This window comes from Dyadobacter chenwenxiniae, from assembly GCF_022869785.1.
Lineage (GTDB): Bacteria > Bacteroidota > Bacteroidia > Cytophagales > Spirosomataceae > Dyadobacter > Dyadobacter chenwenxiniae.
Window position 1 is genome coordinate 2,290,923 of record NZ_CP094997.1, and the last position, 14,290, is coordinate 2,305,212.

A 14,290-nucleotide genomic window follows, 5' to 3' on the forward strand; every position below is an offset into this window, starting at 1 on the left:
TTATTGAATCACTTTCAATTGTTGCAACAAACCCAGACTGTCCTGGGCAACCCACATCTCAACGATCTTCCCGTCTTCAATGCGGAATATGTCAATGCCTTGATCCTGAACCCTTATGCTGGTGGTTTCCCTTCCGAGAAAGTTGCCCGTGTTGGTTGCTTCGTAAGACCAGCGGCTGACCACTTTATCCCCTTCCGCGAGTTCGTCGTGCAATGTGAAATGCACGTCCGGGAATGCGATCAAGGCTGTTTCGAACCATTTTCTCAATGTGGGTGGCTGATGGGACTGTCCGGGAGGAAAATGAAATATCACATCTTCGACAGCGATTTCGTCCAGGACCTCCACATTCTTTTCATTCCAGAAATCGAACCAGTATCGGCGTACTATTGCTTTATTTTCTTCTGATATCATGATGGGATCGCTCCTAGTTGCTGCATCAGTCCGAAATCGTTTTCATTCACATGAACCGAAAGGATCTTACCATTTTTGATTGTAAAAATGTCGATTCCGTAGTCTTTCACGTGGTTACCCGTTGGCGCCGCGCCGAGGAATTCTCCCTGATGCGTTCCTTCAATGTTCCAGCGTGTTGCTACTTTATTGCCTTCGGCCGTCTGGCGCATGATGTTGAATTTGATATCAGGAAATGCGTTGCGCAGATAAATTACGAAGTTCCTGAATGCCGTATATCCGGCGATTGGCTCAGGTTGTGTAGGGATAATGAATGCGAATTCAGGATCCAGGATTTCTTCAATCACTTCCAGTTTGCCCTGGCTCATGATCTCCTCAAAATACCGTGTTGCCAATGTCTGGTTGTACTCCGGATCAGTTGTATCCTCTTTGGCTTCGGAAGGTAAAATACCCAATTGAAGCAGCAGGCCAAGCGTATCTTCGTGACCAACAGACTCGACGATCTTGCCATCTTTAATGGTATGCCAGGTCATTCCGTCCACTTCAAAAGATTTGCCTGTTGCCTCTACATTGCCTTTAACTGTCAGCAAAGGGCCGCCTGTGTGCGTGCCGCCGCCTTTCCAACGTGTAACTACCCAGTCACCGCCTGCAACCATTTCATGCGGGTTAAGATAAAAGTCAGGGAAAGAATCGTGGAGCATGCGAACCAATCCGATAAATCCGTCCGGGCCGTGAAATGGTTCAGGGTGAGTAGGCAATGTAAAAACGAAATCATCCGACAAGATCTCATGAGCGACCTGCTCATTCTTGCCATTCATAATTTGATAGAAATATCGTCGGGAAAGTACTTTATTAGCGTTCATGTTTTTTAGTTAAACAGTTAGAAGGGTTTAAATTTGAAACCAGATTGATCAGGGAAACAGAACATAATTTCGCCTCTTTGTCCCTTTTCTTCTATAAATATCCCCATAACTGCTGCGGGACGATTCAAATTTTAATTGAAACTGAAAAAAGTAAAGGTGAACCTGTTGATTCCCGACTTCAAACCGTCGACGTAAGAATGAGATTTTGACGGCCGTTTTTTTTATATCTATTTAGGTTGGCATGGTAGTATTCTTTCTACTTTAATTTGTATAATTGCAACCCAATATCCACCTCATGCGAACCGCATACATTAAGCAGCCGACCACGTATTACCCTTTAAATTACATGCACTTGTAAATCAGGCCGGTAACCAACTGCCGCCATGAGATTCCCGACGCATTTCCACCTGCCGGAATGTGCTCTGTCTGATCAGCATATACACTCTTAGTAACTCATAAAACGTTTATCAAAATGAAACCCTTAAACCTCCTTATCGTTGCAATTCAAAAAGAATATCTTGCACTACTCGAAGACTCGCTGGGTTACGCAGGCTATAAGTTCAGCATCCGGCAAGTTGCTTCCAAACAATCGGCCATTGAGGCTTTTTACGAATCCAAATACGACTTACTGATCTCCAACTGCCTGCTTCCTGACGGCAAGATCACCGACCTGGCTAACGTGCTCGGGAGTCAGCTTCCTTGCCTGGTGATGACAGAGGGACATTGCCCTGTAACGGCGGAAAGAGTGCTTGCGGTAACGGAAACGAGCTATTATATTAATTGTTCCAATAAACTGGGCTGGATTCCCGCGCTGGAAAACACACTTGCGAAATGGAAAAACAACGCACGAAAAAAGATTGCCCAGCATAACCAGAACCATGAATCACTTTATAAAAAGGTCCTGGCGCGTTGCGAAGATGAGATCGCTGCAAATTCGCTTTCTAATGCATTCTCATTGCTGCTGGAAGTGATGGACCTCAGCAGAATATATTTCTATACCAAAAACCAGCCTGCAACCGGTGATGCGCACGACCTGACCTTGAAAATAGAAGTTACTGCACCCGGCGTGCCTGCCAAACATACCGGAAAGACCATTAAAATTCCCGGTTTCAATCGTTGGAATGCTTTATTTAATGCCAAAAAGCCTGTTTTGGAGCCTTCATCCAACAAGAGCGGAGCAGAAGTTCAGTGGTTTAGTCAGCAGGATGCCCAATCCATGATGGCGGTTCCGGTGCAGGGTAACGCGGGCTGGACCGGCTTTATAGCGCTCGACGACACATTAAACAACCGGGAATGGACGCAGGCCGAGATTGCCCTTATTGAGTCTGTGGCTTCATTGATCCAGAAAACGAACTCAACCTCAGGCAAAACTTCAAGAAATAGCAAATTCCTGACAAGCCTGGCATGAACCCCGACTTGAATTACCGGAACGGGATGTCATTAGGTTGGCGTCTCTGTTTCATCCTTAGCTTGTTTGCCACAATTCCGCGTCTCATTTTTATCTGGACTTCCATGTTTGACCAGGATAATGTTGGCGCGGGCATATTGGATATTTGCATCCAGTTCATCATAAGTTTTGAATTTTCGTGGATCTTCGTATACATCTGCCTGCAAAACACCTATAATGTGCCCAGCTGGTTCAACAGCCAGAAAACATGGGTCCAGATAGTGCTGCTAATCGTCCTCTTCCTGTCTATAAACGAGCTCCTTTTCCAGCTGAAACTGGCATTGGACGATGACAATTCGGATATGCTGATTTTCAGGGTTGTATATTATTTATATCATATTCTGCTGTTAATCGCCATCCTGGGTTTCAGGAACTTTTTGCTTACTACGCAGGAGAACCACCAGATCGGACTGGAAAACGAGCAGCTCAAACGCGAGCAGCTCAAAGCACAGCTGGAAGCGTTGCAAAACCAGTTGAACCCGCATTTCTTGTTCAATGCATTAAATATCCTGAACATATCCATCGCCACCAATCCCGATCTGGCCCAACGCATCGTGCTGGATTTGTCGGACATTCTGCGATATAACCTGAAAGTGCAGAACCAAAGCCTGATCCTGCTCAAAGACGAACTCGATGCGGCCCGTGCTTATCTTGATCTGTACAAAGCGCGATTCGGCGGAAAACTGGCCTTCTGTTTTCATGATATCGAAACGGCGCGGAACTGGTATATCATCCCGCTGTCGTTGCAGATACTCATTGAGAACGCGATCAAGCATAATGTGATCACATCCAACCAGATATTGATGATCGATCTTCGGCTGAATGAGCAGGAAAAACAGATTACAGTGTCCAATTCGGTTAACAAGAAAAATTCTCCCGGAACAGGCATCGGCCTGCAGAATCTGGACAAGCGGTATAAGATCCAGACGGGCCAGAAACCATTATTGCTGGAAGACGAGCAACATTTTACAGTAAAAGTCCCATTGATTGAAGCTCCATGACCAAAATCCTTATCATTGAAGACGAGCAGCCGGCGGGCCAGTATTTAACGCAGCTGATTCAAAAAATTGACCCTAAAACTGAGATTCTGAATGTGTTGGAAAGCGTGGAAACGGCGGTTGAATGGTTAAGCAACAACCCCGTTCCGGACCTGATTTTCCTGGATGTGCAGCTGGGCGACGGCACATGTTTTCAGATTTTTGAACAGATTTCCATCGGTTGCCCGGTGATTTTTACCACTGCGCACGACGAATATGCCATGCGCGCATTTAAGCTCAACAGCATTGATTATCTGCTGAAACCCATTCGTCAGGAAGCATTGCAATTCAGTCTGGAGAAATACTATCAGCTGAATGAAGAGAATGCGATAAGCAAAGTGAAATACCTGGAAGAGCTGATGCACAACCAGATCCTGAACCGAAAAAGTCCGCGCAGAAGCTTTCTGGTGCCTTATCGCGACAAGCTGATCCCGTTGAAAGATTCGGATTTTGCGTGGCTAACCATCAAAAACGGCGTTGTAGTCGCTACATTGCATGACGATAAGAGTTTCGTCGTGGACAAATCTTTGGAGGAGCTTGAAAACCAACTGGATACGACCAATTTTTTCAGGGCAAACCGCCAGTTTATCATTTCCAGGGAATGCATTTCAGAAATAGAATTGTATTTCAACGGCAGGCTGCTCGTCCGCACAGCGCCATCTTCATCCAATCAGATCCTGATCAGCAAGGAACGCGTGCCGGTTTTTAAGAAATGGTTTGAAGAATTATCTTAAACTGCCCTGATCTCCTGTGCTAAAAATGCATTAACAAATTCATCATCAATCAAATGTGGATATGCTTGCATGACACGGGTAATCTCCTCAGCCTGCCCTGGCGAAAGCGTTTCCTTTGGGTTCAAAGTCCGGATTCCTTCCATTAATCCTTGCCTTACAAGCACTTCATGCACGCCCGTAATGCACCCGTGAAAGTTGTGGGCAGGATCAAAAATGGCCGCGTTCATGTCTGTTACTGCAACATTCAAACGCAGGATGTCAGCTGCGTCGGCGTGTTTGTTGTTCACAAATTCTTTTGCGTCCGCAAGCACTTTCACGGCCTTTTCCGTCCACACCGCCCAGTGTCCGAGCAAGCCGCCCACGAATGTTTTTTCAACAATTTCACCATTCACCTCAAACCGGTAAGGCGTGATCAGGTCGGCTACAATGTTGTCGTCATTGCCTGTGTAAAGTGCAATGTCATTTACCCTTGAACTGTTGCAAACAGCGCGGACCACATCCAGCGTTTGGTAACGGTTAAATGCCGCGATTTTGATCGCCAGCACATTTGGGATTTCGGCAAACTGCTGCCAAAAATTATAAGAATAAATCCGCCCGCCAATAGCGGCCTGCAGGTAAAATCCAAAAACAGGGATGATTTCGGCAATTGTTTTAATGTGCTTGATAATGTCCGCCTCCGACTGATTTTTAAATGCGGCCATACTCACCAAACCCAGGTCATAACCATATTTTACAGCCATATGTGCTTCCTTCACTGCCTGATCTGTAAGACCGCATATGCCCGCAACTTTGATGAATGGACGATCCAAACCGGCCTGATCAATTTCCTCAGCCGTGATCCGCAGCACGGCTTCGTACAGATTCACTTCCGGGTCGCGGATCTCAAATTGCGTGGTATGGACACCAATGGCGACGCCTCCTGCCCCACTCGCCATATAATATCTGGTTAACCCGCGCTGCCTGCGCTCGTCCAGCTGCAAATTGTGCTGTAAAGCCAGCGGATGCGCCGGGATTACAGTTCCGTCAAACAACAGTTTTTTAGTATTCTGATTAAGCATTCCTTCCTATTTTTTTATTCAAAATCTCTTAAAACTGCCCCTTCCGCTCCTGGAAATGAGTGGGCTTGTTGATCGTTTTCCCACCTTCCTGCAACCATTGCGCAGTGATCTCAATCATTTGTTTCAATGTCGTGCGCGGATAGCCAAACAGCCTGAAAGACTCGGCCGCATTGCTTAGTAACGCTGTGGGCTGCTCCTCGTTTACAAAAAATGGTTCGGTATTGAATATACGTCCGAACTCAGTTGCCAGCCAGCGAAGCGAAACGGTTTCAGGGCCGGTAATGTTCAGGATTTTTGAAGGCGATTCGCAATGAAGCAGCGAGCGGATCGCCATCTCGTTTGCGTCGCCCTGCCAGATCACATTTACGTGCCCCGTACGCAGGTCCACAGGTTTGCCGGCCAGCACCGATTTTGCCACTTCCAGTAACACCCCATATTTGAAATCAATAGCATAATTGAGCCGGTAAATCAGAATTGGTGTGCCGTGAACAGACGAAAAATATTGAAATAACCGCTCCCTACCCAGGCAAGACTGTCCATATTCGCCTACGGGATCGGCCCGAAGATCTTCAGTAGCGCCGCCCGAGGCCACCGTTGTGAACGGGTAAACGTTACCTGTTGAATAAACAACGATTCTGGAATTCTTGAATTTCTCAGCAACACGCCCCGGCAGATACGTATTCATCGCCCACGTGTAAGGTTCATTATTGGAGGTGCCAAATTTAGTTCCAGCGAGATAAAGCACATTCTCAACTTCCGGTAAAGCCTGCAACTCGGCATCGTTCAAGACGTTGGCGGCGATGGTTTCAATGCCCGCCGCATTCAGCTCATCAGCTAACCCCTCCTCACTGAACCGGGAGACGCCTATGACACGCTTGTTCAGCCCGGCGCGATCAATGGCTTGCTTCGCCAGTTTCGCAATGCTCGGCCCGATCTTACCGCCTGCGCCCAGGATCAGGATGTCGCCTTTTATTTTTTTTATATCCTCAACTAAAATATCCGATGGACTCAGCCATTTTTCTTCCAAAAGTTCGAAACCAGTCATTATTTAAAAAGCGGATTGTTGAAAAATAATTCTTTACTATTGATGATCGCGAGTGAAAAAACGATGATGAGCCCGATGCCCGCAACCACTTTCACCAGCGGACTGTTCACCTTGTCGCCCATAATGCTTTTATCATTGCCCACCATATAAAGTGCCGTTCCGATAAACGGAACAATGAAAATGGTAACGCTTTGCGCAAAAACGATTAGTTCCAATGGCAATTTGCCAAATTTGACAGCAATCGCTGCACCAAAAATCATGACCAACGCAACCAGATAACGCACTGATTTTGAACTAAAATTGCTTCCTAACCCCAGTGCATCGCCCAGCAATGTGCCGCCTACCGAAGCATTTCCGATCAAAGAAGAGAATGCCGCACCAAATAAGCCCACCAGGAAAAGTGTGGATGCATTATTACCAAAGAGCGGTTCCAGCGCCCTGGCCATATCCGTTGCAGAGTTAACAGCAATCCCTTTTGGATGCAGGATAGCGGCTGCGCAAATGATCACAATCGCACACATGACACCGAGCACAATGATGCCCGTCGTGCTATCATTTCTATTATTTCTGACCTCCGGCCTCACCCTGATACGCTCTTGAATGAGGTAACATTGATACAGCGCACCGACAATCGAGAAGCAGGAAGCGACAAATGCGATAATCAGTCCTTGCGAACCTTCCGGGATAACCGGTGTCGTGAAGCCTGTGAAAATTTCGGAAGCATCCGGTTTGGCATAAAAAAATGTTGTTACAAAAGAAAACAGCATGACCAAAATCAGGAAGATCATTGTCTTTTCAAGCACAGAATAAAAGCTTCTGAAAAAAAGCAAACTGATCCCTACTACATTGAAAAAGATGATCCACGGAACCGGCGACGTATGATAAAGCTCTCCAACCGAAATACCGACACCAATGGAATTGCCGGCCTGAAATGAAGTGCTCACCAGAAAAACACCAATTCCCATGGCAACGGAGGCTGGTTTACCCCATTTTCGCTTCACCGAAGCAAGCAGTGATTGATTTGTAGCGATGCCGATCCGGGTTGACATTGCTGTAAAAACACCCATAAAGAAGATCGCCACAACGACGATCCAAAGCAGCGAATAGCCGTAAACCGCCCCCAGCTTGGAAGTGATGGTCAACTTACTGGGTCCGAAAACCAGTGCGGCTGTAATCATTCCAGGCCCCAGTGAGCGCAGCCATTTCAGGATAGAGTCTTTCAAAATATCAACGGTTTAGGGATTTCGGACTGACGCGTTATTATACTTAACGTAAAACGGGCACGTGCCCGTAAATATAGAAAACAAATGTTGAACAATGCTAATATGCGAATGAATAAAGTTGTCCTAACCTACCTAGACAATCGCTTCCTTCTTAATTTTGATAAAATTCACAATTTTCTTTCGTCACAATGTCAATGGGCATATAGCTTAGCCTGGGAACGGTGGAATTCATGACCAATGTCTGGTACAGCGCCATAATGCCACGGTAGGCTTGGTCCTCAGGGCGGTGACATATCAGAAAATCGATCACATTGCTTTCCAGATATTTCACATTGTCCTTTACAAAATCATAACCGATCAGGGAAACTTCGGTCCGATGGCTGTTTTTGAGAAATGAAGCGACCGTATTAACGCGTGAATTCGTTACAAAAGCGGCGCCAATGTCCATATTCAGGTGAAAAACGTAGGTAAGATGGCGAGCAACGGATTGGTAATCCGTCTCCCGGATGTCGATGCGGAGGATTTCGTTAGGATTATGGTTATCGGAGAAATAGGCCCGGAAACCTTTTTCAATTGTCTCGTAATTGAAATTATCAATCTCCTTTGAAATGTTAATGATCAGCACTTTTTTCTCAGGTTGTAACCTGTAAGTGAGCAGCTTTGCGCCTACGTAGCCGCTTTTGTACAAATGCGGGCCAATGTATGACAGTCTTTTCAGCTCCGGAATGTCCGAGTCAATGAATATGAACGGGATTTTTCGTTGGTTGCATTCTTCCGCAAATTCCTGGGTTTCCGTTACGAATGACGGCGCTATCAAGATGCCGTTCACATCCAGTTGCAGGATTTCCCTTGCTTTCTGAACATAGGAATCCTTGCTGTTAAGGTCGTAGAAAAACGTATGTGTCTGAATGCCATATTGCTTGATTTCGGCCTCTGCCCTGCGGACACCGTTTAATGGTGCTTCCCAGAAATCGGTTTCCTCCGAAACTTCCGGGATCAGGATTGCAAGCGTAATAATTTTTTTTGATGCAAGCCTGCTTGCAAGGATGTTGGGCTGATAATCCAGCTCCTTGATAATGTCATTGATCCGCTGTTTTGTCTTTTCCGAAACCCCCGTCCGGTTATGCAGCACGCGGTCAACGGTGGCAGTGGATACATTGGCCCTTCTCGCAATTTCCCGCACGCCGAACAAGGTATTCTCTTTTTCCATCAAGGGTTTAAGTTTGTTATAACCGGGGTAAATATAAAATATTAAAATAAAACCGGGCCGGAAAACAGAACATTTGACCAGCCCGATCCGCTTACCAGCGCGGCTAGTTTCAATTTCTTGCACATGCCTCGCGCCGGCAAGGTCTCTCGCCACAAAAAGCAGCTCTGATTATCAAAAAAGAAATAAACACTTTATATTTAAATGATCCGTCCGGCACATTCTCAATTCAAATGAAAAACATCTTCCTTCCTTTTTTATTGCTTCCAGTCATTATCACGGCCGCTCTCTTGCTGCGGTTCAATGCATTTCATCTTTTTGAAACACAAAATACCGAACAAAACAGCATTGCCATATGCGGCTCAATTCCTGATTCGGACGTGAGGGCAGCAACCAATGGAAAATTCATTTCAGCGATGCCGGGCTGGGGAAACTATTCATATCCGGTCTCTACCACAAATGACAGTGTTCAGTTTTATTTCGATCAGGGGCTGAATATGTATTATAGTTACCATATGAAGGAATCGCTGGCCTCATTTCAGGAAGCGGCCCGGCTGGAACCAGCGTGCGCAATGGCTTACTGGGGGCAAGCATTGGCCATGGGTCCATACTATAATGCAGCCCATCTCTATAAAAAGCCTGAAAATTTGGGCAATGTTTTGAAGCAAATGAACCAGTTTGCAAGTAAAGGGAATAAAAAAGCACAGGCATTGATCGCCGTGATGAACCAGCGTTATTCGGCAGATGCTTCGGATGCGGACAGAAAGGAGCTCAATGTCACTTATGCTGCCAAAACGCGCGGGTTAATCAGCCAGTTCCCGGAAGACCTGGACATTAAAATGCTCTTTGTCGATGCAGTGATGCTTATTCACGCATGGGATTTTTGGAATAACGATGGAACACCCAAAGCCTGGACGAATGAAGTGGTTAGGCTGAGCGAAAGCGTTTTAAAGAATAACCCAAACCACCCGGCAGCTTTGCATTACCACATTCACTTAACAGAAGCTTCGCGACATCCGGAAGTTGCGCTTCCGAACGCAGACAAATTACGTGACCAGCTCCCCGGGGTCGCGCATATGGTGCATATGTCCAGCCACGAATATGAGCGAAATGGCCTTTTTCTGAAAGGCGTGGACGTAAATGATCGCGCGGATGCGGCTTTGCTCCGATATGATTCTCTGGCGAAAAACCTGAGTTTGGTGAAGCACAGTCCGCATTATTTTGCTGTTCAAACTTACTGCGCCATGAGTGCGGGCTTGTACAAAACGGGCATGTACGCGGCGAACCGATTAAGAAAAACGGTGACACCGGTTTATGAAAATCCGTATGATCAATATCTTTTCATGCTACCCGAATTAACTTTGGTCAGGCTTGGAAAATGGGATGAAATACTGAAAGACACCACTAAACTGGATCCTGAATGGACATATGCTGCGCTACTACGCAACTTCGCGAGAGGAATAGCCTATGTAAATACCGGAGCCGGCGATAAAGCCAAAGCTGAATTGAGGTCACTTTTGCAGAAAGCAAAAGATCCGGTCCTGACCAAAAGGCGCGTTCCCTTTAACTCATTTACGCCAATCGCAAACATTGCCGGAGAAATCCTGACAGCAGCCATTGCTTTTGATGACAAAAAATTTGACGAGACCATTGCCAGTCTGAACAAAGCGGTTGAAATCGAAGATGGCCTGATTTACACGGAACCAAACGACTGGCCGATTCCGGCGCGGCAGTTTTTAGGCGCTTATTTACTAAAAATGAACAAACCAGCCGTCGCAGAGAAAATTTACAGGGAAGATCTCATCTGGAACCCCGGCAACGGCTGGTCCGCCATTGGCCTGTCGCAAAGCCTGCAGGCACAAAAGAAAACGAAGGAACTGGCTAAAATAGAGCGTGGTTACAAGCAGTCATTTTCTGCCGCGGAACAGCTGCCGACGGGCTCCGTTTTCCTGCGCTGACTTTATGCCTGCCGCCTGGGCGGCGTTTGTTGCAAATACTGGCTCAAAACCTGCTCCGTATGCTTTAATGTTAAGCTGGGTTTGATCAGATCTTTGAAAAATGGAATCGTTTCCTGTCCTTTCAAGATGCGGTTTGGCCAGTCGGGATTGGCAATGGCGGCGCGGCCAATAGAGATTAAGTCTGCCTGATCGCTCGCTACAAGCGACTCTGCCAACTCAATGTCGTGTAATCCGCCGTTGGCTATGATGGGGATTCGAGTCAGTTTTTTGGCAATCCCGGTCGATGACAACCCATCAGCATACAGGCTTTCTCTTTTCCAGGAACCGCCTTCCGAAGCAATGTGAAAGTAATCGGGCTGGATGCCGCTCAACACTTCGAAAATTTCCGTTGCCGTTTGTGAGCCGCCGGGCCATCTGTATGTGAGATCGTTCACTTTGCTTTCGGAAAGCCGGATGCCGATAATAAAATCGGCTGGCAACGCGTCCCGGATCGCCTGATAAACTTCCATTAAAAAACGTAACCGGTTCCGCACATCGCCGCCATACTGATCCATTCTCAGGTTCGTATGCTCGGTCAGAAACTGGTCGAATAAATAGCCGTTCGCTGCGTGGATTTCAATGCCATCAAAACCCGCCTCGCGGGATAATGTTGCAGCATGCACATAACCGCGCTGAACCGCCTCAAAATCTGCGCGCTCCATCACTCTGGGAAGCGGGAAAGGCCCCGTAAGACCGCTCAATTCTGTGGACCGCTCGCCGATCGGCCGCACAGCCGAAGGAGCAATGGTGTGCTCCTGCAATTGCCCGAGCGCCCCCGCATGCATGAGCTGGTTGATAAAAACCGTATCGTGGCTGTGAACTTTGTCGGTAACCTTTTTCCATCCCAGCATTTGCCCTTCATGCGTGATGCCAGGCTGGTTGAGGTCGGACTGGCTGAATAAATGATCGGTGTACGTGCCTTCTGAGATGATCATTCCAAAGCCGCCTTCCGCAAATGCGCCATAATAATCAACCATTTCCTGCGTGGGAACGCCTTCGGATGTTGCACTCTTTCTGGTTAATGGCGCAACTACGAGGCGGTTGCGTAGTTGACGTCCTCCGTGCAGTTTTTGTGGGTCAAAGAGGCTGCTTTTTTTCATTTCCATAGCTCATTTTTTTGATACAAAGCTATGGCAGCAGCTCCCGGGGGCACGTATAACTAATTTAATAAAAAGCCTTAAACTTGTTTAATGTCAGGGCGTGACAAGCTCTTTCTGATCTGGCTTAAAAACACCGGCGTAATGCCCAGATATGAGGCAATGTATTTCTGTGGCATCCTTTGTTCGAGGCTCGGATATTTCCGGATTAACGCTTCATAACGCTCGGCGCCACTCATAGAAATGGAATTCAGAATCCGCTGATTCTGCGCGATGCCCGATTTTTCATCCATAATGCGCCAATATCTTTCAAAAACCGGAATGTCAAGATAAAGCTGATCGAGGCTGGCCTTATCGATCTGTAACAATGTTGAAGCTTCCAGAGCCACAATGTTGCGCGTGGCCGGGATGCGCATCAAAAAACTGGTGGAATCGGTGATCCACCAATCTTCAAACGCAAAATGCAATGTATGGTCGTTCCCTTTTTCGTCCATGTAAAAGGAGCGTAAAAAGCCTTTGCAAACGTAGCTTTCATGGTTGCAAATGTCTCCCTGCTGCACCAGATACTGCCTTGGAAGCAAATGCCGAACCGTTAACAGTGAACAAAAATGACGCTGTTCTTCCTCTGTCAGGCTGATCCGCTGCAACGCATGGTTCAGGATTAACCGGTGTAGATCTTCTGTTTTTTCCAATTTTTAAGCATAGAATAGATGCTAAAAATATTAAAAATATGTCAGGAAACGTTTGAAATGCCGATCGTCAGTTTCATGCTCACGGCATCTTATAATTTTTAGACGCATCATCCAAGACCAGAATCCAGTCATGGCCGTAACCCGAAGTAGGCGGCGTGAATTGCTTCACCGCCTTGCTGTCCATTTTACCAATTTCCTTGGTTTTGCCATTTTTAGGGTCATACCAAAATGCATTTAACTGACTCCCAGAGATCTTACCAGGATTTACAGAAAATGATCTGCCCGTTGAGGTGTAAACAAAAATGTAGTCTGCGCCCCTCGTGGCCTGTATCCTTTCGTATGAAGCCAGGTCATTTTCTATGATAACTGTCTGATCCGGAACCCTTTCTGTGATCGGTCGCGATTCCATGAGCTTGCGGACAAATTTCATTTCTTTCGCACCGGGCAAGTCGAGTGCCTGTTGCCAGAAAATGTGCGGGCCGTTCACGGCTTCGCGATTAGGCGCGTACATTTGCCAAATGTCGTGGCAACCGTAAGTGTGACCGAAAGCGCCCGAAAACAGGTCGAGATAAGCGGCTTTTCTTACGTCATATGCATTGGAAGTGCCCAGCTCGCTGGCATTGAAACAAACCGGATGGTCTTCATAAATAGGTTCTCCGTCCAACACAGGTTTAACCGGCTGGCGGTCATAGGCTCGTTTTATATTTTCATAAACGGCTGCGTCACGGCAATGCCCGTTCTGAAACATATTGAAATCAAGCCAATTGTCATCATGAAACCATTCCCCTGATCCTTCTTTATTTGGTTGCGGATGAAAGGTCATCATCGCATTATCATTCCCTCCCACACCCGCAACAACGCCCGCGGCCATGGCGCGCCAAACGCCGACATCGTCCACATCCTTTCTAGGTGTGCGGTCGCCGCCAAGCACCCAGATAATATTTTTACGGTTTTTATAGCGATTACCGAGCCATTTTCCATAAACCTCTGCATTGCTTTTATTGAAAACTTCCGGCCCCTTTCCCCAGGTCGATTTAAAGACCTTATCGCCCCAGGTGGGCAGAAAAGCAATGGTTAAGTTAAGTTCTGCGGCTTTGTCGATGATAAAATCCACGTGTTTAAAGTAGGCTTCATTAGGTTTGGTCGGGTCATTATCGATCAATGGTCTGTCTCCGTAAGTGTTTGGAACATTCAATCCGTCAAACTCAGCCAAAGCCACCGCTTGAATAACTGTAAAACCTTGTGCTGCACGCTTTTCCAGATAATACGTGGCATCTTCGCGATCGAGCCGGTGGAACAGTTCCCACGCTGTATCACCAAGCCAGAAAAACGGTTTCCCCTCCCTCATCAGATAACGCTTGTTCGGACTCACGGTATACGACTGCGCCACGGCGCCATAACCGGCGAATAATAGCAAGAAGGCATAACAGAGGTTGCGACAAGTCATGGTTATTTCAAATGTTTTATTTTTATAATGATACG

13 protein-coding genes are annotated in these 14,290 nt (G+C 46.7%); 4 read left to right on the top strand and 9 right to left on the bottom strand.

Going from position 1 to position 14,290, the window contains the following annotated elements; genetic code table 11:
- On the bottom strand, positions 1-411 hold the full coding sequence (locus MUK70_RS09440) for an ester cyclase (RefSeq protein WP_234656416.1): 411 nt from the start codon (positions 409-411) through the stop codon (positions 1-3).
- On the bottom strand, positions 408-1,271 hold the full coding sequence (locus MUK70_RS09445) for an ester cyclase (RefSeq protein WP_234606642.1): 864 nt from the start codon (positions 1,269-1,271) through the stop codon (positions 408-410). Before MUK70_RS09445 ends, MUK70_RS09440 begins: the two co-directional genes overlap by 4 nt.
- Positions 1,272-1,743: 472 nt before the next feature.
- Between MUK70_RS09445 and MUK70_RS09450 the strand changes: the two genes are divergently transcribed.
- From MUK70_RS09450 to MUK70_RS09460, 3 genes are all read left to right on the top strand, one after another.
- On the top strand, positions 1,744-2,679 hold the full coding sequence (locus MUK70_RS09450; RefSeq protein ID WP_234656415.1) for a GAF domain-containing protein: 936 nt from the start codon (positions 1,744-1,746) through the stop codon (positions 2,677-2,679).
- Positions 2,680-2,783: 104 nt separating this feature from the next.
- The gene (locus tag MUK70_RS09455) at positions 2,784-3,719 is read left to right on the top strand and encodes a sensor histidine kinase (RefSeq protein ID WP_234606640.1); all 936 of its coding nucleotides are present in this window, start codon (positions 2,784-2,786) and stop codon (positions 3,717-3,719) included.
- Positions 3,716-4,489 carry a LytR/AlgR family response regulator transcription factor gene (locus MUK70_RS09460; protein WP_234606639.1) on the top strand — a complete coding sequence of 258 codons (774 nt, stop codon included), beginning with the start codon at positions 3,716-3,718 and terminating at the stop codon, positions 4,487-4,489. Before MUK70_RS09455 ends, MUK70_RS09460 begins: the two co-directional genes overlap by 4 nt.
- Here MUK70_RS09460 and MUK70_RS09465 read toward each other — a convergent pair.
- From MUK70_RS09465 to MUK70_RS09480, 4 genes are all read right to left on the bottom strand, one after another.
- Positions 4,486-5,547, bottom strand: a complete 1,062-nt coding sequence (locus MUK70_RS09465) for a dihydrodipicolinate synthase family protein (protein ID WP_234656413.1) — start codon at positions 5,545-5,547, stop codon at positions 4,486-4,488. The two genes, MUK70_RS09460 and MUK70_RS09465, sit on opposite strands and share 4 nt — an antisense overlap.
- 28 nt (positions 5,548-5,575) lie before the next feature.
- Positions 5,576-6,592 (bottom strand): NAD-dependent epimerase/dehydratase family protein, encoded by a 1,017-nt coding sequence (locus MUK70_RS09470; protein ID WP_234656412.1) that lies wholly within the window; start codon positions 6,590-6,592, stop codon positions 5,576-5,578.
- Positions 6,592-7,815, bottom strand: a complete 1,224-nt coding sequence (locus MUK70_RS09475; protein WP_234656411.1) for an Nramp family divalent metal transporter — start codon at positions 7,813-7,815, stop codon at positions 6,592-6,594. Before MUK70_RS09475 ends, MUK70_RS09470 begins: the two co-directional genes overlap by 1 nt.
- Positions 7,816-7,966: 151 nt before the next feature.
- The gene (locus MUK70_RS09480) at positions 7,967-9,025 is read right to left on the bottom strand and encodes a LacI family DNA-binding transcriptional regulator (RefSeq protein WP_234656410.1); all 1,059 of its coding nucleotides are present in this window, start codon (positions 9,023-9,025) and stop codon (positions 7,967-7,969) included.
- A gap of 230 nt (positions 9,026-9,255) precedes the next feature.
- Here MUK70_RS09480 and MUK70_RS09485 point away from each other — a divergent pair, with 230 nt between their 5' ends.
- Positions 9,256-10,980 (top strand): tetratricopeptide repeat protein, encoded by a 1,725-nt coding sequence (locus MUK70_RS09485; protein ID WP_234656409.1) that lies wholly within the window; start codon positions 9,256-9,258, stop codon positions 10,978-10,980.
- Positions 10,981-10,982: 2 nt separating this feature from the next.
- Here the strand turns inward: MUK70_RS09485 and MUK70_RS09490 are convergent, their stop codons facing one another.
- From MUK70_RS09490 to MUK70_RS09500, 3 genes are all read right to left on the bottom strand, one after another.
- A complete protein-coding gene (locus MUK70_RS09490; protein ID WP_234656408.1) occupies positions 10,983-12,125 on the bottom strand; it encodes an oxidoreductase in 1,143 nt (380 codons plus the stop codon).
- Between the two features lie 71 nt (positions 12,126-12,196).
- Positions 12,197-12,808, bottom strand: a complete 612-nt coding sequence (locus MUK70_RS09495) for a Crp/Fnr family transcriptional regulator (protein ID WP_234606632.1) — start codon at positions 12,806-12,808, stop codon at positions 12,197-12,199.
- A 79-nt stretch (positions 12,809-12,887) separates the two neighbouring features.
- On the bottom strand, positions 12,888-14,255 hold the full coding sequence (locus MUK70_RS09500; protein WP_234656407.1) for a glycoside hydrolase family 140 protein: 1,368 nt from the start codon (positions 14,253-14,255) through the stop codon (positions 12,888-12,890).
- Positions 14,256-14,290: the final 35 nt, after the last annotated feature.